The sequence below is a fragment of the Streptomyces sp. NPDC046197 genome (genome assembly GCF_040646295.1).
GTDB lineage: Bacteria > Actinomycetota > Actinomycetes > Streptomycetales > Streptomycetaceae > Streptomyces.
The window spans coordinates 26,952-47,677 of record NZ_JBEYZY010000026.1; the positions used below are offsets into that span (position 1 = coordinate 26,952).

General features: G+C 69.9%; 23 protein-coding genes. 17 read left to right on the top strand and 6 right to left on the bottom strand.

The window, feature by feature from the left end:
- Positions 1 to 125: 125 nt before the first annotated feature.
- From AB0A61_RS29610 to AB0A61_RS29660, 11 genes are all read left to right on the top strand, one after another.
- Entirely contained in the window at positions 126 to 1,502 is a 1,377-nt protein-coding gene (locus AB0A61_RS29610; RefSeq protein ID WP_361298791.1) for an MraY family glycosyltransferase, read from the top strand.
- Positions 1,503 to 1,802: 300 nt separating this feature from the next.
- Positions 1,803 to 2,249, top strand: coding sequence for a hypothetical protein (locus tag AB0A61_RS29615; RefSeq protein ID WP_361298794.1), 447 nt, complete (start codon positions 1,803 to 1,805; stop codon positions 2,247 to 2,249).
- Between the two features lie 225 nt (positions 2,250 to 2,474).
- On the top strand, positions 2,475 to 3,296 hold the full coding sequence (atpB, locus tag AB0A61_RS29620; RefSeq protein ID WP_361298797.1) for a F0F1 ATP synthase subunit A: 822 nt from the start codon (positions 2,475 to 2,477) through the stop codon (positions 3,294 to 3,296).
- 75 nt (positions 3,297 to 3,371) lie between these two features.
- On the top strand, positions 3,372 to 3,620 hold the full coding sequence (locus tag AB0A61_RS29625; protein ID WP_361298800.1) for a F0F1 ATP synthase subunit C: 249 nt from the start codon (positions 3,372 to 3,374) through the stop codon (positions 3,618 to 3,620).
- A 40-nt stretch (positions 3,621 to 3,660) separates the two neighbouring features.
- Positions 3,661 to 4,203 (top strand): F0F1 ATP synthase subunit B, encoded by a 543-nt coding sequence (locus AB0A61_RS29630; RefSeq protein ID WP_361298803.1) that lies wholly within the window; start codon positions 3,661 to 3,663, stop codon positions 4,201 to 4,203.
- Positions 4,200 to 5,015, top strand: coding sequence for a F0F1 ATP synthase subunit delta (locus AB0A61_RS29635; protein ID WP_361298806.1), 816 nt, complete (start codon positions 4,200 to 4,202; stop codon positions 5,013 to 5,015). The genes AB0A61_RS29630 and AB0A61_RS29635 overlap by 4 nt, the downstream gene beginning before the upstream one ends.
- Before the next feature lie 140 nt (positions 5,016 to 5,155).
- Positions 5,156 to 6,748: a F0F1 ATP synthase subunit alpha gene (gene atpA / locus AB0A61_RS29640; protein WP_361298809.1), complete on the top strand. Its 1,593-nt coding sequence runs from the start codon at positions 5,156 to 5,158 to the stop codon at positions 6,746 to 6,748.
- 21 nt (positions 6,749 to 6,769) lie between these two features.
- A complete protein-coding gene (locus AB0A61_RS29645) occupies positions 6,770 to 7,687 on the top strand; it encodes a F0F1 ATP synthase subunit gamma (protein WP_361298812.1) in 918 nt (305 codons plus the stop codon).
- On the top strand, positions 7,687 to 9,123 hold the full coding sequence (atpD, locus tag AB0A61_RS29650; RefSeq protein WP_361298815.1) for a F0F1 ATP synthase subunit beta: 1,437 nt from the start codon (positions 7,687 to 7,689) through the stop codon (positions 9,121 to 9,123). The genes AB0A61_RS29645 and atpD overlap by 1 nt, the downstream gene beginning before the upstream one ends.
- Positions 9,124 to 9,242: 119 nt before the next feature.
- Positions 9,243 to 9,620 carry a F0F1 ATP synthase subunit epsilon gene (locus AB0A61_RS29655; RefSeq protein ID WP_361298818.1) on the top strand — a complete coding sequence of 126 codons (378 nt, stop codon included), beginning with the start codon at positions 9,243 to 9,245 and terminating at the stop codon, positions 9,618 to 9,620.
- A 130-nt stretch (positions 9,621 to 9,750) separates the two neighbouring features.
- Positions 9,751 to 10,197, top strand: coding sequence for a DUF2550 domain-containing protein (locus tag AB0A61_RS29660; RefSeq protein ID WP_361298821.1), 447 nt, complete (start codon positions 9,751 to 9,753; stop codon positions 10,195 to 10,197).
- 78 nt (positions 10,198 to 10,275) lie between these two features.
- Here the strand turns inward: AB0A61_RS29660 and AB0A61_RS29665 are convergent, their stop codons facing one another.
- From AB0A61_RS29665 to AB0A61_RS29675, 3 genes are all read right to left on the bottom strand, one after another.
- Entirely contained in the window at positions 10,276 to 12,102 is a 1,827-nt protein-coding gene (locus AB0A61_RS29665) for a glycoside hydrolase family 18 chitinase (protein WP_361298824.1), read from the bottom strand.
- Positions 12,103 to 12,245: 143 nt separating this feature from the next.
- Complete coding sequence (locus AB0A61_RS29670) at positions 12,246 to 12,887, bottom strand: response regulator transcription factor (protein WP_361298827.1); 642 nt, start codon at positions 12,885 to 12,887, stop codon at positions 12,246 to 12,248.
- Entirely contained in the window at positions 12,884 to 14,083 is a 1,200-nt protein-coding gene (locus AB0A61_RS29675; protein ID WP_361298830.1) for a histidine kinase, read from the bottom strand. The genes AB0A61_RS29670 and AB0A61_RS29675 overlap by 4 nt, the downstream gene beginning before the upstream one ends.
- A 171-nt stretch (positions 14,084 to 14,254) precedes the next feature.
- Here AB0A61_RS29675 and AB0A61_RS29680 point away from each other — a divergent pair, with 171 nt between their 5' ends.
- Genes AB0A61_RS29680 through AB0A61_RS29700 form a run of 5 tightly spaced genes read left to right on the top strand, consistent with a single transcriptional unit; the run spans position 14,255 to position 17,692 of the window.
- Positions 14,255 to 14,833, top strand: a complete 579-nt coding sequence (locus AB0A61_RS29680) for a hypothetical protein (RefSeq protein ID WP_361298833.1) — start codon at positions 14,255 to 14,257, stop codon at positions 14,831 to 14,833.
- Positions 14,834 to 14,842: 9 nt separating this feature from the next.
- Positions 14,843 to 15,538: a response regulator transcription factor gene (locus tag AB0A61_RS29685; RefSeq protein WP_361298836.1), complete on the top strand. Its 696-nt coding sequence runs from the start codon at positions 14,843 to 14,845 to the stop codon at positions 15,536 to 15,538.
- Positions 15,535 to 16,998: a HAMP domain-containing sensor histidine kinase gene (locus tag AB0A61_RS29690; RefSeq protein WP_361298839.1), complete on the top strand. Its 1,464-nt coding sequence runs from the start codon at positions 15,535 to 15,537 to the stop codon at positions 16,996 to 16,998. The genes AB0A61_RS29685 and AB0A61_RS29690 overlap by 4 nt, the downstream gene beginning before the upstream one ends.
- Positions 16,999 to 17,051: 53 nt before the next feature.
- Positions 17,052 to 17,453, top strand: coding sequence for a hypothetical protein (locus AB0A61_RS29695; RefSeq protein ID WP_361298842.1), 402 nt, complete (start codon positions 17,052 to 17,054; stop codon positions 17,451 to 17,453).
- Positions 17,453 to 17,692, top strand: coding sequence for a hypothetical protein (locus tag AB0A61_RS29700; RefSeq protein ID WP_361298845.1), 240 nt, complete (start codon positions 17,453 to 17,455; stop codon positions 17,690 to 17,692). The genes AB0A61_RS29695 and AB0A61_RS29700 overlap by 1 nt, the downstream gene beginning before the upstream one ends.
- 19 nt (positions 17,693 to 17,711) lie before the next feature.
- On the opposite strand, the gene AB0A61_RS29705 is transcribed toward AB0A61_RS29700, so the two are convergent.
- The 3 genes from AB0A61_RS29705 to AB0A61_RS29715 are packed head-to-tail and all read right to left on the bottom strand — an operon-like array spanning position 17,712 to position 19,884.
- Positions 17,712 to 18,284, bottom strand: a complete 573-nt coding sequence (locus AB0A61_RS29705) for a cob(I)yrinic acid a,c-diamide adenosyltransferase (protein WP_361298848.1) — start codon at positions 18,282 to 18,284, stop codon at positions 17,712 to 17,714.
- Between the two features lie 13 nt (positions 18,285 to 18,297).
- Positions 18,298 to 19,047, bottom strand: a complete 750-nt coding sequence (locus AB0A61_RS29710; RefSeq protein WP_361298852.1) for an ABC transporter permease — start codon at positions 19,045 to 19,047, stop codon at positions 18,298 to 18,300.
- 54 nt (positions 19,048 to 19,101) lie between these two features.
- Positions 19,102 to 19,884: an ATP-binding cassette domain-containing protein gene (locus AB0A61_RS29715; protein WP_361298855.1), complete on the bottom strand. Its 783-nt coding sequence runs from the start codon at positions 19,882 to 19,884 to the stop codon at positions 19,102 to 19,104.
- A gap of 91 nt (positions 19,885 to 19,975) precedes the next feature.
- On the opposite strand from AB0A61_RS29715, the gene AB0A61_RS29720 reads away from it, so the two are divergent.
- A complete protein-coding gene (locus AB0A61_RS29720; RefSeq protein WP_361298858.1) occupies positions 19,976 to 20,617 on the top strand; it encodes a TetR/AcrR family transcriptional regulator in 642 nt (213 codons plus the stop codon).
- Positions 20,618 to 20,726 lie beyond the last annotated feature (109 nt).

A 20,726-nucleotide genomic window follows, 5' to 3' on the forward strand; every position in this document is an offset into this window, starting at 1 on the left:
GGGTAGGCACACCGTCGTGCACAGCCACACGTGCAACCATCGTCGCTACCCGGAAGTCCCCATACATATGTCTGCGTCGCTAGGGTGTGGGGCTGAGATGGCCAGCGAGACCTGTGGGGAAGCCCGTGCGTGAATACCTGCTGACGCTCTGCATCACGGCCGCGGTGACGTATCTGCTGACAGGGCCGGTACGCAAGTTCGCGATCGTTGCGGGAGCGATGCCGGAGGTCCGGGCACGTGACGTGCACCGGGAGCCCACTCCACGGCTCGGCGGGATCGCGATGTTCTTCGGCATGTGTGCCGGGCTGCTGGTCGCCGACCACCTCACCAACCTCAACGAGGTCTTCGAGAAGTCGAACGAGCCGCGGGCGCTGCTCTCCGGCGCTGCGCTGATCTGGCTGATCGGTGTCCTGGACGACAAGTTCGAGATCGACGCCCTGATCAAGCTGGGCGGGCAGATGATCGCCGCCGGCGTGATGGTCATGCAGGGGCTCACGATCCTGTGGCTGCCGGTGCCGGGCGTCGGCACGGTGGCGCTGACCCAGTGGCAGGGCACCCTGCTGACGGTGGCGCTGGTCGTCATCACCATCAACGCGGTCAACTTCGTCGACGGGCTGGACGGCCTGGCCTCCGGCATGGTGTGCATCGCGGCGGCCGCGTTCTTCATGTACACGTACCGGATCTGGTACTCGTTCGGCATCGAGGCCGCCGCCCCGGCCACCCTGTTCGCGGCCGTGCTCATGGGCATGTGCCTGGGCTTCCTGCCGCACAACATGCATCCCGCGCGGATCTTCATGGGCGACTCGGGCTCGATGCTCATCGGTCTGGTGCTGGCGGCCGGCGCGATCTCGGTCACCGGGCAGCTCGACCCGGACGTGATGAACCTGTTCTCCGGCTCCGAGCGCAACACCGTTCACCAGATGGTGCCGGTCTACATCCCGCTGCTGATGCCGCTGACGATCATCGCGATCCCGGCCGCCGACTTCTTCTTCGCGGTGGTGCGCCGTACCTGGCGCGGCCAGTCGCCGTTCGCCGCGGACCGGGGCCACCTGCACCACCGCCTGCTGGAGATCGGCCACTCGCACAGCCGGGCCGTACTGATCATGTACTTCTGGGCGGCGCTGATCGGTTTCGGCGCGCTCGCCTACTCGGTCAACTCGGCGTCCATGTGGATCGTGCTGGGCATCGTGTTCCTCAGCTTCATCGGGCTGGTGCTGCTCCTGCTGCCGCGGTTCACCCCGCGCGCCCCGCGCTGGGCCGAGCAGTTCGTGCCCCCGCGCTACCGCCGCCGTCGCCCGGCCGCGGCGCCGGGCGCCTCGACGCCCGCGACCGTGCCCGCCGATGCCGAGGCGAGCGGGACGGCTCAGGCGGCGAACGAGGCCGAGGAGACGCACGAGCACCGCGCGCCGCTCCCCGCCGGCGTGGCGGGGGTCAACGGAGCAACGGCCATCGGCCCTCGTTCGCGTCTCCTGGATGGGCGCAAAGCCGGAACGTCACGCTGACGCTCAAGGTAAGAATCTGACTAAAGCGTTGCCAACTCGTGGGGGTGCAAAGGCCCCTAATACCAGACAAGATGGCCCGACTTCTGCACAGACGCGCACGGTCACTCTCATGTGTGACAGCAAGCACACCCCCCAGGTAAAGACCTCATCAAATAGTTTGTGATACGGTTCACGAGAACCCCGGATGGAGTCGAAGGCCGTGACGCGACGGTCGCTTGGCGCGAGGTCTCCACCTCCCGGTCCGGGACTACGCTCGTCCATGACGACACCCCTGCCCCCTGTGAAAGCGGAGTTGCCGCCATGCCGTCCAATGACGTCCGGATCCTGGCCCAGGCCGCTGTGCCCACTGCCGCCGTCGGCGCGCTTGCCGCCGTCGTGAGCGGTGTGGTCGCCGGTGGCAAGGGGGCGATCGGGGCGGTCGTCGCGGCGCTGGTGGTGATCCTCTTCATGGGGATCGGCCTCTACGTGCTGCAGCGCACTGCCAAATCGCTTCCGCATCTTTTCCAGGCGATGGGCCTGATGCTCTACGGGGCGCAGATCCTGCTGCTGTTCATCTTCATGGCCGCGTTCAAGCACACGACGCTGTTCAACCCCAAGGCCTTCGCGTTCACGCTGGTCGCCGCCACGCTGGCATGGATCGCGGCGCAGACGCGTGCCCACATGAAGTCCAAGATCCTTTACGTCGAGCCCGATCCCACCACGTCTTCGGCGGGCGGCAAGCCCGAAAAGACGGGGCACTCGTCGTGAGGGGTAGGGCCGGGATAAAGGCGCGTGAGAGATCCTGCTATCGTCCGGTGCCAACTGCGGCATCGCGGGCGCGGGCATCCGAGCTGACGCCTGCTCGAACGCGAGGCGAGATGCCCCACAGCCGCCCCCACATCCGTAACACCAGTCCCGTGCCGAACCGCGGCCGCACGCCGCGCCGACACAACGAGGTTGCCGTACCTATGCGCCACGCTGAAGGAGCCCGCGGTGAGTGCTGACCCGACGCAGGTGCTCGCCTTCGAGACCGACTGCCACATCTTCTCCGGCTGTGGCTTTCCCGCTCCCGGCCTGCACTCGTTCCTGTTCAAGCCCCTCTGGGGCGACGCGGACAGCAACCTGTACTTCAACAAGACGATGCTGCTGGCGCTGCTCGGCTCCGTCATCGTCATCGGCTTCTTCTGGGCGGCCTTCCGCAAGCCGAAGGTGGTCCCGGGCAAGCTCCAGATGGTCGCCGAGGCGGGGTACGACTTCATCCGCCGCGGGGTCGTCTACGAGACGCTCGGCAAGAAGGAAGGCGAGAAGTACGTCCCGCTGATCGTCTCGCTGTTCTTCTTCATCTGGATGATGAACCTCTGGTCGATCATCCCGGTCGCCCAGTTCCCGGTGACGGCGATCATCTCGTACCCGGCGGTCCTGGCACTGATCGTCTACGTGCTGTGGGTCTCGCTGACCTTCAAGCGGCACGGCTTCGTCGGCTTCTTCAAGAACGTCACGGGCTACGACAAGTCGCTGGGCGCGGTGCTCCCGCTGTCCATGACCATCGAGTTCTTCTCGAACCTGCTGGTGCGGCCCTTCACGCACGCCGTGCGACTGTTCGCCAACATGTTCGCGGGCCACACGCTGCTGCTGCTCTTCACGATCGCCAGCTGGTACCTGCTGAACGGCATCGGCATCGCCTACGCCGGCGTGAGCTTCCTCATGACGATCGTGATGACGGCCTTCGAGCTCTTCATCCAGGCACTGCAGGCGTACGTCTTCGTCCTCCTGACGTGCACCTACATCCAGGGCGCCCTCGCCGAGCACCACTGAGCGCCCCGCACCAAGACCCTCTGACCGTCCGGTGGCCAACCCCCACCGGTCCGTAAAGAAGAAGGAAGAATCGGCATGTCCGCTCTCCAGACCCTCGCCGCCGCCACCACCGGTGTTCACGGCTCGCTGGGCTCGCTCGGCTACGGCCTCGCGGCCATCGGCCCCGGCGTCGGCGTCGGCATCATCTTCGGTAACGGCACCCAGGCCCTGGCCCGTCAGCCCGAGGCCGCCGGCCTGATCCGCGCCAACCAGATCCTCGGCTTCGCCTTCTGTGAGGCGCTCGCCCTCATCGGCCTGGTCATGCCGTTCGTCTACGGCACCTGATCCGCCGATCAGCGAAAGCCCCTAGACGAAAGGCACTGACATGAGCCAGCTGCTCATCACGGCGGCCGAGCAGGAGAACCCGCTCTTCCCGCCGATCCCCGAGCTCGTCATCGGCACGCTCGCCTTCGTCATCGTCATCGCTTTCCTCGCCTGGAAGCTCCTCCCGAACATCAACAAGGTTCTGGAGGAGCGCCGCGAGGCGATCGAAGGCGGTATCGAGAAGGCCGAGGCCGCGCAGACCGAGGCCCAGAGCGTCCTTGAGCAGTACAAGGCTCAGCTCGCCGAGGCCCGTCACGAGGCCGCGCGCCTGCGTCAGGAGGCGCAGGAGCAGGGCGCCGCGCTCATCGCCGAGATGCGGGCCGAGGGCCAGCGGCAGCGTGAGGAGATCATCGCCGCCGGTCACGCTCAGATCGAGGCCGACCGCAAGGCCGCCGCGGCCGCGCTCCGCCAGGACGTCGGCAGGCTGGCCACCGAGCTGGCCGCCAAGCTCGTCGGCGAGTCCCTCGAGGACCACGCTCGGCAGAGCCGTGTGATCGACCGCTTCCTCGACGAGCTCGAGGAGAAGGCCGAGGCCACGCGATGAACGGAGCGAGCCGCGAGGCACTGGCAGCCGCACGTGAGCGTCTCGACGCGCTGACGGACTCCACGTCCGTGGACGCCGCTCAGCTCGCCGACGAGCTGGCGGCCGTCACCGCGCTGCTCCACCGCGAGGTCGGCTTGCGCCGGGTCCTCACCGACCCGGCGCAGCCCGGCGAGGCCAAGGCCACGCTGGTCCAGCGCCTGCTGGGCGCCCAGATCAGCGGCACGGCCGTCGACCTGGTGGCCGGAATGGTGCGTTCCCGCTGGTCGCAGCCCCGCGACCTGGTGGACGCGCTGGAGGAACTGGCGAACATCGCCGACCTCACCGCCGCGGAGAAGGCCGACGCTCTCGACGACGTCGAGGACGAGCTGTTCCGCTTCGGCCGGATCATCTCCTCGAACACCGAGCTGCGCGCCGCACTGACCGATCGTGCCGCGAGCTCGGCGGCCAAGGCGGAGCTGCTGCACCGGCTGCTCGGCGGCCGCGCCAAGGTGACCACCGAGCGTCTGGTGACGCGCCTCGTAACCGCGCCGCGGGGACGTAGCCTGGAAGCGGGACTGGAGTCCCTGTCCAAGCTGGCCGCCGAGCGCCGGGACCGCATGGTCGCCGTCGTCACCTCGGCGGTGCCGCTGAGCGACACGCAGAAGCAGCGCCTCGGTGCCGCACTCGCGAAGCTGTACGGCCGCCGGATGCACCTCAACCTGGACGTGGATCCCGAGGTCATCGGTGGGATCCGGGTGCAGGTCGGTGACGAGGTCATCAACGGCTCCATCGCGGACCGGCTGGACGACGCCGCCCGCCGCATGGCGAGCTAGCAGCAACTCAACACGCAAGACGTACACGACGGCCCTGGTTGGGCCGTGCAGAGGATTCACCTCTTATTGGGGGGAGTCCCCGACTCGTGGAATACCCCCAAGTGAAACTTCGGGCCCAACAAGGAGAGCAGGGAACCCAGATGGCGGAGCTCACGATCCGGCCGGAGGAGATCCGGGACGCGCTGGAGAACTTCGTCCAGTCGTACAAGCCGGACGCGGCCTCGCGCGAGGAGGTCGGTACGGTCACCCTTGCCGGCGACGGCATCGCGAAGGTCGAGGGCCTGCCCTCGGCCATGGCCAACGAACTGCTGAAGTTCGAGGACGGCACCCTCGGCCTCGCCCTCAACCTCGAGGAGCGCGAGATCGGTGCCATCGTCCTCGGCGAGTTCAGCGGCATCGAGGAGGGCCAGCCGGTCACCCGCACCGGTGAGGTCCTGTCCGTCGCCGTCGGCGAGGGCTACCTCGGCCGCGTGGTGGACCCGCTCGGCAACCCGATCGACGGACTCGGCGAGATCGAGACCGAGGGCCGCCGCGCCCTCGAGCTGCAGGCCCCCACGGTCATGCAGCGCAAGTCGGTGCACGAGCCGATGGAGACGGGCTACAAGGCCGTCGACGCCATGACCCCGATCGGCCGCGGCCAGCGCCAGCTGATCATCGGTGACCGCCAGACCGGCAAGACCGCCCTGGCCGTCGACACCATCATCAACCAGCGTGACAACTGGCGCTCGGGCGACCCGAAGAAGCAGGTCCGCTGCATCTACGTCGCCATCGGCCAGAAGGGCTCCACCATCGCGTCGGTCCGCCGCGCGCTGGAGGAGAACGGCGCGCTGGAGTACACGACCATCGTCGCCGCCCCGGCGTCGGACCCGGCCGGCTTCAAGTACCTGGCGCCCTACACCGGTTCCGCCATCGGCCAGCACTGGATGTACCAGGGCAAGCACGTCCTGATCGTCTTCGACGACCTGTCGAAGCAGGCCGACGCCTACCGCGCCGTGTCGCTGCTGCTGCGCCGCCCGCCGGGCCGCGAGGCCTACCCGGGTGACGTCTTCTACCTGCACTCCCGTCTGCTGGAGCGCTGCGCCAAGCTCTCCGACGACATGGGCGCCGGTTCGATGACCGGTCTGCCGATCGTCGAGACCAAGGCCAACGACGTCTCGGCGTTCATCCCGACCAACGTCATCTCCATCACCGACGGCCAGTGCTTCCTGGAGTCGGACCTGTTCAACGCCGGTCAGCGCCCCGCGCTGAACGTCGGTATCTCCGTCTCCCGAGTCGGTGGTTCCGCGCAGCACAAGGCGATGAAGCAGGTCTCCGGCCGACTGCGCGTGGACCTCGCCCAGTTCCGTGAGCTGGAGGCGTTCGCCGCCTTCGGTTCCGACCTGGACGCCGCGTCGAAGGCGCAGCTGGAGCGCGGTCAGCGCATGGTCGAGCTGCTGAAGCAGGACCAGTACCAGCCCATGTCCACCGAGGACCAGGTCGTCTCCGTCTGGGCCGGCACCACCGGCAAGATGGACGACGTGCCGGTCGCCGACATCCGCCGCTTCGAGCGCGAGCTCCTGGAGTTCCTGCACCGCAAGTACCAGGGCCTCATGACCTCCATCAGGGAGGGCGGCAAGATGTCCGACGACACCCTGCAGGCCGTCGCCGACGCGATCGCGGAGTTCAAGAAGCAGTTCGAGACCTCCGACGGCAAGCTGCTCGGCGAGGACACCCCGGCCGCTGCCGCCAAGTGACGTAAGGAAGGGACCTGACTCATGGGAGCTCAGCTCCGGGTCTACAAGCGTCGCATCCGATCCGTCACCGCGACCAAGAAGATCACCAAGGCGATGGAGATGATCGCCGCCTCGCGCGTCGTCAAGGCGCAGCGCAAGGTGGCGGCCTCCACGCCGTACGCGCAGGAACTGACCCGCGCGGTCACGGCGGTCGGCACCGGGTCCAACACCAAGCACCCGCTGACCACCCAGGCCGAGACGGTCACCCGGTCCGCGGTACTGCTGCTGACCAGCGACCGTGGTCTGGCCGGCGCGTTCAACTCCAACGCCATCAAGCAGGCGGAGCAGCTGACCGAGCGGCTGGAGCGCGAGGGCAAGCGGGTCGACGTGTACATCGTCGGCCGGCGCGGTGTGGCCCACTACAACTTCCGTGAGCGCAAGATCGCGGAGTCGTGGACCGGCTTCACCGACGAGCCCACCTACGCGGACGCCAAGCGGGTCGCGGCGCCGCTCATCGAGGCCATCGAGAAGGACACGGAGGAGGGCGGTGTGGATGAACTCCACATCGTGTTCACCGAGTTCGTGTCGATGATGACGCAGACGGCGCTCGACGCGCGCCTGCTGCCGCTCAGCCTCGAAGAGGTCGCTCAGGAGGCCAAGCCGCAGGGCGAGATCCTCCCGCTGTACGACTTCGAACCGTCGGCCGAGGACGTCCTCGACGCCCTGCTGCCGCGGTACGTGGAGAGCCGTATCTACAACGCGCTGCTCCAGTCGGCCGCTTCGAAGCACGCCGCCACCCGGCGTGCGATGAAGTCGGCCACCGACAACGCCGGTGAGCTCATCGAGACGCTCTCCCGGCTTGCCAACCAGGCCCGACAGGCCGAAATCACCCAGGAAATCAGCGAGATCGTCGGTGGCGCGAGTGCCCTCGCCGACGCGACCGCGGGGAGTGACTACTAATGACCACCACTGCTGAGACGGCCACGGCGACGGGCCGCGTCGCGCGGGTCATCGGCCCGGTCGTCGACGTGGAGTTCCCCGTCGACGCGATTCCGGAGATCTACAACGCCCTGCACGTCGAGGTCAGCGACCCGGCGAACGCGGGCGAGAAGAAGACGCTGACCCTGGAGGTCGCCCAGCACCTGGGTGACGGCGTGGTCCGCGCCATCTCCATGCAGCCCACCGACGGTCTGGTCCGCCAGTCCACGGTGACCGACACGGGCGCGGCGATCTCGGTGCCGGTCGGTGACTTCACCAAGGGCAAGGTCTTCAACACCATCGGTGACGTGCTCAACGTCGACGCCGAGTACGACGGCGAGCGCTGGCCGATCCACCGCAAGGCGCCGAACTTCGACCAGCTCGAGTCCAAGACCGAGATGTTCGAGACCGGCATCAAGGTCATCGACCTGCTGACCCCGTACGTCAAGGGCGGCAAGATCGGTCTGTTCGGTGGCGCCGGTGTCGGCAAGACCGTTCTGATCCAGGAGATGATCTACCGCGTCGCCAACAACCACGACGGTGTGTCGGTGTTCGCGGGCGTCGGTGAGCGCACCCGTGAGGGCAACGACCTCATCGACGAGATGAGCGACTCGGGCGTCATCGACAAGACCGCGCTGGTCTTCGGTCAGATGGACGAGCCCCCGGGCACCCGTCTGCGCGTCGCGCTGGCCGGCCTCACCATGGCCGAGTACTTCCGCGACGTCCAGAAGCAGGACGTGCTGTTCTTCATCGACAACATCTTCCGCTTCACGCAGGCCGGTTCCGAGGTCTCCACCCTGCTCGGCCGTATGCCGTCCGCGGTGGGTTACCAGCCGAACCTGGCCGACGAGATGGGTCTCCTCCAGGAGCGCATCACCTCCACCCGCGGTCACTCGATCACCTCGATGCAGGCGATCTACGTCCCCGCCGACGACCTGACCGACCCGGCCCCGGCCACCACCTTCGCCCACCTCGACGCGACGACGGTTCTGTCCCGTCCGATCTCCGAGAAGGGCATCTACCCGGCCGTGGACCCGCTGGACTCCACGTCCCGGATCCTGGACCCGCGGTACATCGCGCAGGACCACTACAACGCGGCCATGCGCGTGAAGAGCATCCTGCAGAAGTACAAGGACCTCCAGGACATCATCGCGATCCTCGGTATCGACGAGCTCGGCGAGGAGGACAAGCTCGTCGTCCACCGCGCCCGTCGCGTGGAGCGCTTCCTGTCCCAGAACACCCACGTCGCCAAGCAGTTCACCGGCGTGGACGGTTCGGACGTGCCGCTGGAGGAGTCGATCGCCGCGTTCAACGCGATCTGCGACGGCGAGTACGACCACTTCCCGGAGCAGGCGTTCTTCATGTGCGGTGGTCTCGAGGACCTGAAGAAGAACGCGAAGGAGCTGGGCGTCTCCTGACCCGGACCCGCCGGTTCGAGTCGTGAGGGGGCGGGCGCGTCCCGCCCCCTCATCCACGCCTACTAGAATTGACCCCAACACCCGGTAATACCACCGGGTGGTGACCCGAGGAGCCACCCTTGGCTGCTGAGCTGCATGTCGAGCTGGTCGCCGCCGACCGCCAGGTCTGGTCCGGCGAGGCCACCCTGGTCGTCGCGCGCACCACGTCCGGCGACATCGGCGTCATGCCCGGTCACCAGCCGCTGCTCGGTGTGCTGGAGTCGGGCCCGGTGACCATCCGTACGAGTGATGGTGCAACGGTCGTCGCCGCGGTGCACGGCGGTTTCATCTCGTTCGCGGACAACAAGCTGTCGCTGCTGGCAGAGATCGCCGAGCTTTCGGACGAGATCGACGTCCAGCGCACGGAGCGCGAGCTCGAGCAGGCCAGGGCGGAGGACGACGCCGCCGCCGAGCGGCGCGCGGACGTCCGCCTGCGGGCTGCGCAGGCGGCGCGCTGAGCCCATCGCGGCATGTGATGACGTCACTCAGCCGCGGCCGGTACCGGAGCAATCCGGTACCGGCCGCGGCTGAGGCCGATGTGGGTGTTTTTTCCGTTCCATTACCTAGGAGACGAGGAGGTCGGTGTCGATGGCCCTCGCTCTGACTGTGTGCGGAGTCGTGATCGCGCTCGTGGTGGTGGGACTGTTCGTCTTCGGCCTGCGCCGCAGACTCATCCAGCGTTCGGGCGGCACCTTCGACTGCAGTCTGCGCTGGGACGTGCCCGAGAATCCCGACACCAGCGGCAAGGGCTGGAGCTACGGCGTCGCCCGGTACAGCGGCGACCGCGTGGAGTGGTTCCGCGTCTTCTCCTACGCTTTCCGCCCGCGCCGCGTCCTGGAACGCTCGGCGATCGAGGTGGCCGGCCGCCGTCTCCCCGAGGGCGAGGAGGAACTCGCCCTGCTCTCCGATGCCGTGATCCTCAGCTGTCTGCACCGGGGCACGCGCCTGGAACTCGCCATGAGCGAAGACGCGCTGACCGGTTTCCTCGCGTGGCTGGAGGCAGCCCCGCCCGGACAACGAGTGAATGTGGCGTAGCCCCATCCACTCGTTGGGTGGGGGTCCCCGGACGAAGTCCGGGGGAGCGTCAACGTCGCTTGACTACCGCGAACTGCCTTACGACAGCCCGCCGTTGATGGCGCTCACCAGCTCGCCGTTGCTGGTGTCACCGCTGAACTCCCAGAAGAACGCGCCGCCCAGCCCCTGGGACTTGGCCCAGCTCATCTTCCCGGCGATCGTCGACGGAGTGTCGTAGGACCACCAGTTGCTGCCGCAGTGCGCGTAGGCCGTGCCCGCGACGGTGCCGGTGACCGGGCAGGACGTCTTGAGCACCTTGTAGTCCTCGATACCCTGCTCGTACGTACCGGCGGCCGGGCCCGTGGCCGTGCCGCCCGGGGCGTCCTGGGTGACGCCGGTCCAGCCGCGCCCGTAGAGGCCGATGCCGATGAGCAGCTTGTTGGCGGGCACGCCGATCGCCTTGTACTTGGCGATCGCGTCGGCCGTGGTGAAGCCGGCCTTCGGGATGCCGCTGTAGGAGGTGAGCGGGGAGTGCGGGGCGGTGGGGCCCTGCGCGTCCCAGGCGCCGAAGAAGTCGTACGTCATCACGTTGTACCAGTTGACGTATCCGGAGGCGCCCGCGTAGTCCGCGGCCTCGATCTTGCCGCCGGAGGAGCCGTCGGCGGTGACGGCCGCGGTGACCAGGGCGGAGGAGCCGAACTTGGCGCGCAGCGCGGCCATCACGTTCTTGAAGGCCGCCGCCCCGCTGGTGTCGCAGGACAGGCCGCAGGCGTTCGGGTACTCCCAGTCGATGTCGATGCCGTCGAAGACGTCGGCCCAGCGCGGGTCGTGCACCAGGTCGTAGCAGGACTGTGCGAAGCCGGCCGGGTCCCTGGCCGCGTCCGCGAAACCGCCGGACCAGGTCCAGCCGCCGAAGGACCACAACACCTTGAGGTTCGGGTACTTGGCCTTCAGCTCACGCAGCTGATTGAAGTTGCCGCGCAGCGGCTGGTCCCAGGTGTCGGCGGTGCCGCTGACGGACTGGTCGGCGGTGAAGGCCTTGTCGTAATCGGCGTAGGAGTCGCCGATCGCGCACTTGCCGCCGGTGACGTTGCCGAAGGCGTAGTTGATGTGCGTGATCCTCGCGGCGGAACCGGACGTGACCAGGTTCTTGACGTTGTAGTTGCGGCCGTAGATGCCCCACTCGGTGAAGTAACCGAGCCTGACCTTGTCACCGGCGGGCGGGGGAGTGGTGCCGCCGCCGGTGGTGTGCACGGCGACCGGGCCGCTGACCGGGCCGGTCTGGTCGGCAGTGTCGCGGGCCTGGACGGTGTAGGAGTAGTCGCTGCCCGCGGTCAGACCGGTGTCGGTGTACGAGGTGGTGGTGACGGTCGCCACCGTCCGCCCGTCTCGCAGGACGTCGTAGTTCTTGACGCCCTTGTCGTCGGTGGCCGGGGTCCAGGACAGCCGGACCGAGGTGTCGGTGATGCCGGAGGCGGTCGGGGTGCCCGGCGCGGAGGGCGGGTTGTCGCCCGGCACGGTCGGTCCGCCGTCACAACCGGCACCGTTGAGCCGGCAGTTGCCCGGTGAGCCGGAGCCGGCGCCGTTGAAGCCGAAGGAGACGGAGGCGCCCGGGGCGAGCGTGCCGTTGTAGGACTTGTTCTTGGCGGTCCAGTGGGTGCCCAAGGACGTGACGTCCGCGTCCCAGGCCGAGGTGACGGACGTACCGGAGGGGAAGTCCCATTCGATCGTCCAGGAGTTGATGGTCGTGGTGCCGGTGTTCCGCACCGTCCACTTGCCTTCGAAGCCGGTGCCCCAGTCCTGGGTCTTGACGTAGGTGGCCGTCGCGGTCGTCGCGGCCTGGGCGGGGCCCGCGAGGCCGACCAGGCCGGCGAGGGGAAGCAACAGGGTCGCGAACCCTGCCGCGGCTCTGTGTCTGAAGCGCATGCTGCGCCTCCTCTGTGAGGTGCGCCCACCGGGCGCGCATTGTTGTCGGGGGCATGACTGAGCCATCACGCCCGCAGTGCCGCGAGAATAGAAAGGTCTGGACCATAGGTCAATAGGTCTGGACCACCCCTCCGGGGTGCGTGCTAGATCCCCAACTCCCGCACCAGCACGGCGGCTTGGACCCGGCTGCGCAGCCCCAGCTTTCCGAGGAGACGGCTGACGTGCGTCTTCACGGTGGCCTCCGCCATGTCCAGGCGGCCGGCGATCTCCGCGTTGGACAGCCCGTCCCCGAGACAGGACAGCACCTCGCGCTCCCGCCGGGTCAGCCCGTCCAGGACGGCCGGATCGGCCCTCTTCTCCGGCACGGGCCCGGCGGCGAACTCGGCGATCAGCCGCCGGGTGACGGCCGGGGCGACGACGCCCTCCCCGCGCGCCACCGTGCGCACCGCCTCCACGAGATCCTTCGCCTCGGCGTTCTTGAGCAGAAAGCCCGACGCGCCCGCCCGCAGCGCCCCGAAGACGTACTCGTCGAGGTCGAAGGTGGTCAGCACCAGCACGTCGGCGAGTCCCTCGCCGACCACCTGCCGGGTCGCGGACACCCCGTCCAGGCGCGGCATCTGCACATCCATCAGCACCAGATCCGGCCGCAGCCGGCGGGCCAGCGCCACCGCCTGCTCGCCGTCCGCCGCCTCGCCGACCACCTCGATGCCGGGCGCGCTGCGCAGGATCAGGACGAGTCCGGCGCGGACGGCGGACTGGTCCTCGGCGACGAGGACACGGATCATGCGGGATCTCCTTCGGTGCTTGTGGGGCGCCCGGTGCCTTCGGCGAGGGGCAGGGTGGCGCGCACGGTCCACAACGCTCCCTCGGGACCGGCGTCGAACGTGCCGCCCAGCAGCGCGGCACGCTCCCGCATCCCGACCAGACCGGCCCCCGAGCCGGGCGCGCGCGGCCCGCCCCGGTGGCCGTAGGGGCTGGTCACCCGCACGTCCAGGACGCCGTCGCGCTCGGTGAGCGAGACGCTCACGCGGCCCGGGCGCGCGTGCTTGAGGGCGTTGGTCAGCGACTCCTGCACGATGCGGTAGGCGGCGAGTTCGACGGGCGCCGGGACCTCGCGGTGGTCGGTGTCGAGGGTGACGTCCAGGCCGTTGGCGCGGGCGCCGTCCGCCAAGGTCCCCAGGCCGTCCAGGGTGGGGGTCGCGGCCGGGGCCCGGTCGGCGGCGCCGTCGCGCAGGATCCCGATGAGCCGGCGCATCTCGGCGAGCCCCTCGACGCTGTTGTGGCGGATGACGGTCAGGGACTCCTGCGAGGTCTTCGGGTCGCCGAGGGAGAGCGCGGCCGTGGCGTGAATGGCGATCGCCGACAGGTGGTTGGCGACCAGGTCGTGCAACTCACGGGCCATCCGGGCCCGTTCGGCGGTGACGGCCTGCGTGCGGTCCATCTCGGCCAGCAGCGCGGTCTGTTCGGCGCGCAGCCGGGCGGCCTCGGCCGCGTCCCGGTGGTTGCGTACCACCCAGCCGGTGGCCGCGGGCGCGAGCGCGACCACACCGACACCGGCGCCGATCAGCAGCCCCCGCGGATCGCGCCAGACCGCGACGGGCACCACCGCCCCGATCACCGTGAGCAGCCCGGTCACCCAGGGCAGCCGCCGGGCGGAGGCGTCGGTGCCGTACAGGACCGCCGCGTACATCAGGTCGGTGAACAACACGACGGTGACCAGGCTGCCCACGGTCATCGTGTCGGCGCTCACTGCGGCGGTGCCGAGCAGCAGGGCCGCCTTGGGCCGGGTGCGGCGCAGCAGTTCACAGCCGGCCGTCACGACGAGCGGAACCAGCACGGCCCAGTGCGCCGGCCACAGCACCACGGGGTCCCCGGGACGCCGGGGACTGATGCCGAGCGCCCACAGCAGCAGCCCGCCGAGCAGCCCGCCCACGGCGATGCGCACGTCGTCGCGGTGCGGGCGGGGGAGTCGTACGGCCATGCCCCCCATCCAACACGGCGGATCCCTGCCTTCGCGTGCTCCCCGGGAAGGGTCCGGAACTGCATCTTTCGATGTACCGCGACATCGTCACCGCCGACGACGAATCGTCCGCCCCCGGACGCGAGCCTGGGCGGGAGAGGACAAAGGAGAGGACAAAGGGGAGGCGCGAACGTGATCGTCGGACTGATCATCGCCTGCGAAGTCGGCTTCTGGGTCCTGCTGGTGACAGGGCTGGCCGTCCGCTACCTGCTGAAGTGGCGCCGTACGAGCGTATTGCTGCTGCTGTGCGAGCCGCTGCTGGAGCTGGTGCTCTTCGCCGTGACGGCGATCGACCTGAGGAACGGCGCGAAGCCGGGCTGGGAGCACGGCATGGCGGCGCTGTACATCGGCTTCACCGTGGCCTACGGGCACCGCACGATCCGCTGGCTCGACGGCCACGCCGCCCACCGCCTGACAGGTGCCCCGCGCCCTGCGAAGCCACCCGAGTACGGCCGGGCACGCGCGAAACACGAGGGCCGGCTGTGGCTGCGCACGCTGCTCGCCTCGACCGTCGCGCTGGCGCTGCTCCAGGTGGCGGTCTGGTACGTCGGTGACACGGCCGGTGCCGGACCGCTGCGGTCCTGGCAGTGGACGGCGCTGCGCATCGCCGGGATCCACGGGCTGATCGCGCTGACGTATCTGCTCTTCCCCAAGAAAGCCCCCGCGGCCGCTGCACGCGAGGAGGAGGGCCGTACGCTGACCGGGCGATGAGGAGGGTGCATGAGTGACACGGCGCGCCCCGGCGCGGTCCTGGTCGTGGACGACGACGCGGCGATCCGCCGGTCCCTGGAGCGCGGACTGAGGCTGAGCGGCTTCGCGGTGCGCACCGCCGGCAGCGGCCCCGAGGCGCTGGCCGCCATCGGCCGGACACCGCCGGACGTGCTGGTGCTCGATGTGTCGATGCCCGGCATGACCGGCATCGAGCTGTGCACCCGGCTCCGCGCGCAGGGCCAGGACCTGCCCGTGCTCATGCTCTCCGCGCTCGACGAGACCGCCGACCGCATCGCCGGGCTCCAGGCGGGCGGCGACGACTACCTGGTCAAGCCGTTCGCGCTGCAGGAACTGGTATTGCGGCTGCACGCGCTGCTGCGCCGTCGGCCCCCGGACGGCCGGGAGGTGCTGCGGGTGGCGGACCTGGTCATCGACCCGGCGGCCCGCACCGCCGAACGCGACGGCCGGCCCCTGGAGCTGACCCGTCGCGAGTTCGAACTGCTGGAGGTGCTCGTCCGCAACACCGGGCTGGTCCTCAGCCGCGACCAGCTCCTGGAACGTGTGTGGGGCTACGACTTCGACGTGCGCACCGACGCCGTCGACACCTTCGTCAGCTATCTGCGCCGCAAGCTGGAGGCGGACGGCCGCAGCCGGCTGATCCACACCGTGCGCGGCGTGGGCTTCGTCCTGCGGGACGCGCCGTGAGGCTCTCGGCCCGCATCGGGCTCGCCGTGGGCTGCACCGTCCCGCTGCTGGTGCTGGCCTCCGGCTGGCTGCTGCTGAACCTGGTCGGCCGCGACCTGCACCGCGCGGAGGACGACCACCTGCGCCGACGGGCCGCGGCCGTGGCCCCGGACGCCCGTGCCCTGCTGCGGGCCACGCACAACAACCGCTCCAAAGCGGCCGACACCAGGGAACGGCAGCTGTTCACCGCGGCCCTGGACGTCGGCGTACGGGTCGTCGGGCCCGGCGTCACCTTCAGCGGCGGTCCGCAGCCCGCCGCCGCGGTGGCGCTGCCCGCGCAGGCCGGCGTACCGGTCACCGTCCGCGCCGGCGGCCGCAGCTGGCGCGCGCTGTCCCGGCCGGTCCAGGGCCCCGGCTTTTCCGGCACCCTGTGGGTCTTCTCACCCGACACCGTGGACCGCGCACAACTCCGGCTCGTCCGGCGCCGGGTGATCTTCACGGCACTGCTCGCCGCGCCCCTGTCCGGCCTGCTCGCCTGGGGCCTGGTGACCGGCGCGAGCGCCCCGCTGCGCCGCCTCACCCGCCGCACCGCCGGCCTGGACCCGCGCACCAGCAGCGCCCGGCTGGAGCACGAGCGGACCGGGGTGAGCGAGGTCGACGAGCTGGCGGCCACCGTACGGACCGTCCTCGCCCGCTACGACGAACAGGCCGCCCGCACCGCCGAGGCCCTGGACACGGCCCGCTCCTTCTCCGCCGCGGCCGCGCACGAACTGCGCACCCCGCTGATGAGCATGGGCACCAACCTCGACATCCTCGCCGACCACCCCCGGCTGCCCGAGCCGGACCGCACCGAGGTCCTGGCCGACCTGCGGCACGAACACGCCCGGCTCCTCGGTCTGCTGGTGATGCTGCGCGAGCTCGGGCGCGGGGACCTGGTCGAGGCGGAGGCGCTGGGGACCGTCGACGTGTCCGACGTCGCCGACGCGGCCGTGGCCGAGGCCCGGCGCCGTGCCCCGGACGCGCGGATCACCCTGGACGCGGCACCCGGGCTCACCGTGCACGGCTGGGAGCCGGGCCTGCGGCTGCTGCTGGACAACCTGCTGGGCAACGCCCTGGCCCACGGCCGTGACGCACAGGGCCGGGCGAGCGTGGCGGTGGGTCTGCGGGGCGCCGGGGACCAGGTCCTGATCATCGTGGACGACCGGGGGCCGGGGGTGCCGCCCGACGCCCGGGGCCGGATCTTCGAGCGGTTCCAGCGGGGCGCGGACAGCGCGGGCTCCGGACTCGGCCTCACCCTGGTCGCCCAGCAGGCGGCGCTGCACCGGGGCGGCGTCCGGGTGACGGACTCACCCGACGGCGGCGGGGCGCGCTTCGAGGTGTGGTTGCCGTCCGGGGGCGGTGCGCTCCCCGGGCGGCGGGACTGGCTGATCGGTACAGCCGGGGCAAACCGGTCACAGAGTTTCCCCAAAGACGGCCCTTAACCTCCGTCGCATCGGGCGGACGACGAGACCGTCCGGGAACGGAGGAGAGACAGATGAACGGACGACGACTGACGCGCACGCTGCTCGCGGGGCTCGCGGTGACGGCCGTCCTCGCGGGCACCACGGGGGCGGCCGCGGCCGACAGCACGCCCGCCGCCGGGCCGGCCGGTGACGGCGCCAAGGCGTTGTGCAAGCGGGTGCCGAAGATCGACCAGCGCATCGACCGGGCCCTGAAGCGGCTGGAGGCCGGGGCCGGCACGCGCGGTTCGATCGCCCGGCTCCAGCAGCGGGTGGACAACGCGAAGAAGGCCGGCCACACGGAGATCGCCACCTATCTCCAGGACCGTCTGGACTTCCGCAAGTCGCTGGTGACCAACCTCCAGCAGCGGCAGAAGGACCTGGCCGCCGTTGGAACCTGGTGCAAGGACAACGGCGACGGGAAGGCGGCGGGCTGATGCGCCGGGTTCCGGCCCTGCCGCTGACGGTGGCCGCGGTGGCCCTGGTCGTCGGGCTCACCGCGGGCTGCACCGGGCACGGGGGCGGGACGTCCTCCGCCACGGCGCCCTCGGCGACGCCCTCGGGGGCCGCGCAGACGTCCTCGGGCTATGCGCAGATGAAGCAGAAGGTGGACGCCGCCGAGTCCGCCGCCGCGGCGGCGGACTCGAACGCGGCCCAGGAAGACACGGACCGCTGACCGGCGCGGGGAGCGCGCCTCAGCGTTCCCCGCCCGGTACCCACAGCACGTCCCCGGGCTCCTTGTTCGCGGTCCGGGCGAGGATGAACAGCAGGTCGGACAGGCGGTTGAGATAGGTCGCGGTGAGCGGGTTCATCACCTCGCCGTGCACCTCGAGGGCCGCCCACGTCGAGCGCTCCGCCCGCCGCACCACCGTGCACGCCTGGTGCAGCAGCGCGGCACCCGGCGTGCCGCCCGGGAGGATGAAGGACCGCAGCTTCTCCAACTGCTCGTTGAAGCGGTCGCAGTCCGCCTCCAGGCGGTCGACGTAGAACTGCTCGACCCGCAGCGGCGGGAACTGCGGGTTCTCCACCACCGGCGTGGAGAGGTCCGCACCCACGTCGAACAGGTCGTTCTGGACGCGGGTGAGGACCTTGACGATCTCCTCGTCGAGGTTGCCCAGCGCGATCGCCGTGCCGATCACCGCGTTCGCCTCGTTGGCGTCGGCGTACGCGGCGATACGCAGATCGGTCTTGGCGACCCGGCTCATGTCGCCCAGGGCCGTCGTGCCCTGGTCGCCGGTCCTGGTGTAGATGCGCGTCAGATTGACCATGGGACCAGCGTAGTTACGCTCCGGACGTCCGGAACACCCGTGTGCCCACCGTCACGGCCGCCGCGGCGAAGCCGACGGCCACCAGCACGCCGTAGAGCATGTGCGCCGTCGCGTACGAGCCGACGTAGGCGTCCCGCACCGCGTCCACCAGATAGCGCAACGGGGTGAGGCGGGAGAGCACGTCCAGCCAGGCCGGTGCGAGGGTCATCGGCAGCATGAGGCCCGACAGGAGCATGGACGGCATGGTCAGCGCGTTGACCGTCGGGCCGAACTCCTGCGGGGTGCGGATCTTCATCGCCAGCGCGTACGACAGCGAGCCCAGCGAGACCGTGAGCAGTGCGACGAAGGCGAAGCCGATCAGCACCCCGGGCAGCGGCGCACGTAGACCCATCGCCACCGCCGCCAGCACCAGCAGCACCGCCTGGAAGACGAAGACCGTGGCGTCGCGCAGCACGCGGCCGAGCAGCAGGGCGAGGCGGCTGACCGGGGTGACCCGCATCCGCTCCACCACCCCCTGACCGTTCTCGATGATGACGGCGAACCCCGCGAACGCGGCTCCGAAGAGGCCGAGTTGCAGCAGCAGACCGGGAACCAGGACCTGCCAGGAAGTGCCCTGCGCGCCGAGCGGCAGGTGCGTGAGCAGGGGGCCGAAGAACATCAGGTACAGCAGCGGCATCAGCACGCCGAAGAGCAGTGCGAAGCGGGAGCGCAGGGACTGGCGCAGATAGCGCCCGTAGATCAGTGCGGTGTCGTGGAGGAGCATCTCTCTGCCTGTCGGAGGGGTGAGGGGCTTGCCCGATGGAGGGGGAGGGGGGCCTCATACGGCGACGGGGGCGGCGTCGGCCGGGGCCGGGCCGCGGCCGGTGATCGCGAGGAAGGTGTCCTGGAGCGAGGCGTCGATCGACCCGCCGTGGCGGAGCTTGAGCGCGCTCGGAGTGCCGTCCGCCACGACCACGCCCCGGTCGACGATCACCAGCCGGTCGGAGAGTGCGTCGGCCTCGTCGAGGTAGTGGGTGGTCAGGAACACCGTGGTGCCGTGCTCGTCGCGCAGCCGGCGGATCAGATCCCAGAGGTCCGCGCGGCTGCCGGGGTCCAGGCCGGTCGTCGGCTCGTCGAGGAACAGCACCTTCGGGCGGTGGGTGAGCGCCATGGCGATGTCCAGGCGGCGCCGCTGGCCGCCGGAGAGCGCGCCCGTCATCCGGTCGAGCAGGTCCGTCAGGTCCAGGTCACGGGCCAACTCCCGTGCACGTCCATGTGCCTGAGCCCTCGTCAGCCCGTAGAGGCGGCCCTGGGTGACCAGTTCCTCGGCCACCGTGATGCGGGGATCGACCCCGCCCGACTGGGCCACATAGCCGCACACCCGCCGTACCGCGGCAGGTTCCGTCGCCAGGTCGCGGCCCGCGACAGTGGCCGCGCCGCCGGTCGGCTTCAGCAGGGTGGTGAGCATCCGGAGCGTGGTCGTCTTGCCGGCTCCGTTGGGGCCCAGGAAGCCCAGGATCTCGCCCTCGCGGACGGTGAGGTCGATACCGCGCACGGCCTCCACCGCACCGCGCCTGGTCTGGAAGGTACGGGCCAGTCCGGCCGTACTGATGATGGTCATGACCCCAGAAAAACAGAGGCGCACCAATTTTGCAATGCCACCAAGTTTTGGGGAGCACCAGTGATCGGTGATCCGGATCTACGATGGGCGCATGGCAGAGGGGCTCAGGGAGCGGAAGAAGCGCGAGACCAGGCAGCGCATCTCGGACACGGCCACCGGACTGTTCCTGGAGCGCGGCTTCGTCCCGGTGACGATCGCGGACGTCGCCGAGGCCGCCGACGTCTCCGTGAACACCGTCTACAACTACTTCCCGGCCAAGGAGGACCTCTTCTTCGACCGCTCCGCGGGCGTCGCCGACCGGCTGGCACGCTGGGTGCGCGGCCGGGACGCGGGTGAGTCGGCCGCGCGCGCGGTGCTGCGCGAGCTGCGCGAGGAGGTCGAGGCGGTCTCGCCCAGGGTGGGGCTGATGGAGGGATACGACCGTTTCATGCGGGTCATCCACGAGGCGCCCCCGCTGCGCTCCCGCCTGTGGAGTCTGCAACAGGAGATCCACGACAACCTGGAAGCCGCCCTGCGCGAGGAGACGGGCGCCGCCGCGGGCGATCCCCTGCCCGGCCTGATGGCCGGTCAGATCTGCTGGGTGCACCAGACCGTCTTCGTCACCATCGGCCGTGAGATGGTCGCGGGGCGCAAACCGGTCGAAGTGTCACGAGAGGTACTCGTGCTCCTGGACGACATCGAGGACCTGTTGAGCGAAAAGGTGCTCAACTACGCCGTCCGGGGCGCCCAGTGACGCCTGCCGGTGTGATGTCCGTCAATTGAGACGTGACGCGCATTACTTACCGGTCACACAGCCCCGTCCGGGCGCTAGTGTCCGCCGAGAGGCACACGTAAACAGCGTG

Excerpts from the sequence above, each read along its gene's own strand:
- AB0A61_RS29615 (WP_361298794.1), top strand. The coding sequence starts at position 1,803 with ATGCCGTCCAATGACGTCCGGATCCTGGCCCAGGCCGCTGTGCCCACT.
- AB0A61_RS29625 (WP_361298800.1), top strand. The coding sequence starts at position 3,372 with ATGTCCGCTCTCCAGACCCTCGCCGCCGCCACCACCGGTGTTCACGGC.
- AB0A61_RS29630 (WP_361298803.1), top strand. The coding sequence starts at position 3,661 with ATGAGCCAGCTGCTCATCACGGCGGCCGAGCAGGAGAACCCGCTCTTC.
- AB0A61_RS29635 (WP_361298806.1), top strand. The coding sequence starts at position 4,200 with ATGAACGGAGCGAGCCGCGAGGCACTGGCAGCCGCACGTGAGCGTCTC.
- atpA (WP_361298809.1), top strand. The coding sequence starts at position 5,156 with ATGGCGGAGCTCACGATCCGGCCGGAGGAGATCCGGGACGCGCTGGAG.
- AB0A61_RS29645 (WP_361298812.1), top strand. The coding sequence starts at position 6,770 with ATGGGAGCTCAGCTCCGGGTCTACAAGCGTCGCATCCGATCCGTCACC.
- atpD (WP_361298815.1), top strand. The coding sequence starts at position 7,687 with ATGACCACCACTGCTGAGACGGCCACGGCGACGGGCCGCGTCGCGCGG.
- AB0A61_RS29660 (WP_361298821.1), top strand. The coding sequence starts at position 9,751 with ATGGCCCTCGCTCTGACTGTGTGCGGAGTCGTGATCGCGCTCGTGGTG.
- AB0A61_RS29665 (WP_361298824.1), bottom strand. The coding sequence starts at position 12,102 with ATGCGCTTCAGACACAGAGCCGCGGCAGGGTTCGCGACCCTGTTGCTT.
- AB0A61_RS29670 (WP_361298827.1), bottom strand. The coding sequence starts at position 12,887 with ATGATCCGTGTCCTCGTCGCCGAGGACCAGTCCGCCGTCCGCGCCGGA.
- AB0A61_RS29675 (WP_361298830.1), bottom strand. The coding sequence starts at position 14,083 with ATGGCCGTACGACTCCCCCGCCCGCACCGCGACGACGTGCGCATCGCC.
- AB0A61_RS29685 (WP_361298836.1), top strand. The coding sequence starts at position 14,843 with ATGAGTGACACGGCGCGCCCCGGCGCGGTCCTGGTCGTGGACGACGAC.
- AB0A61_RS29695 (WP_361298842.1), top strand. The coding sequence starts at position 17,052 with ATGAACGGACGACGACTGACGCGCACGCTGCTCGCGGGGCTCGCGGTG.
- AB0A61_RS29700 (WP_361298845.1), top strand. The coding sequence starts at position 17,453 with ATGCGCCGGGTTCCGGCCCTGCCGCTGACGGTGGCCGCGGTGGCCCTG.
- AB0A61_RS29705 (WP_361298848.1), bottom strand. The coding sequence starts at position 18,284 with ATGGTCAATCTGACGCGCATCTACACCAGGACCGGCGACCAGGGCACG.
- AB0A61_RS29710 (WP_361298852.1), bottom strand. The coding sequence starts at position 19,047 with ATGCTCCTCCACGACACCGCACTGATCTACGGGCGCTATCTGCGCCAG.
- AB0A61_RS29715 (WP_361298855.1), bottom strand. The coding sequence starts at position 19,884 with ATGACCATCATCAGTACGGCCGGACTGGCCCGTACCTTCCAGACCAGG.
- AB0A61_RS29720 (WP_361298858.1), top strand. The coding sequence starts at position 19,976 with ATGGCAGAGGGGCTCAGGGAGCGGAAGAAGCGCGAGACCAGGCAGCGC.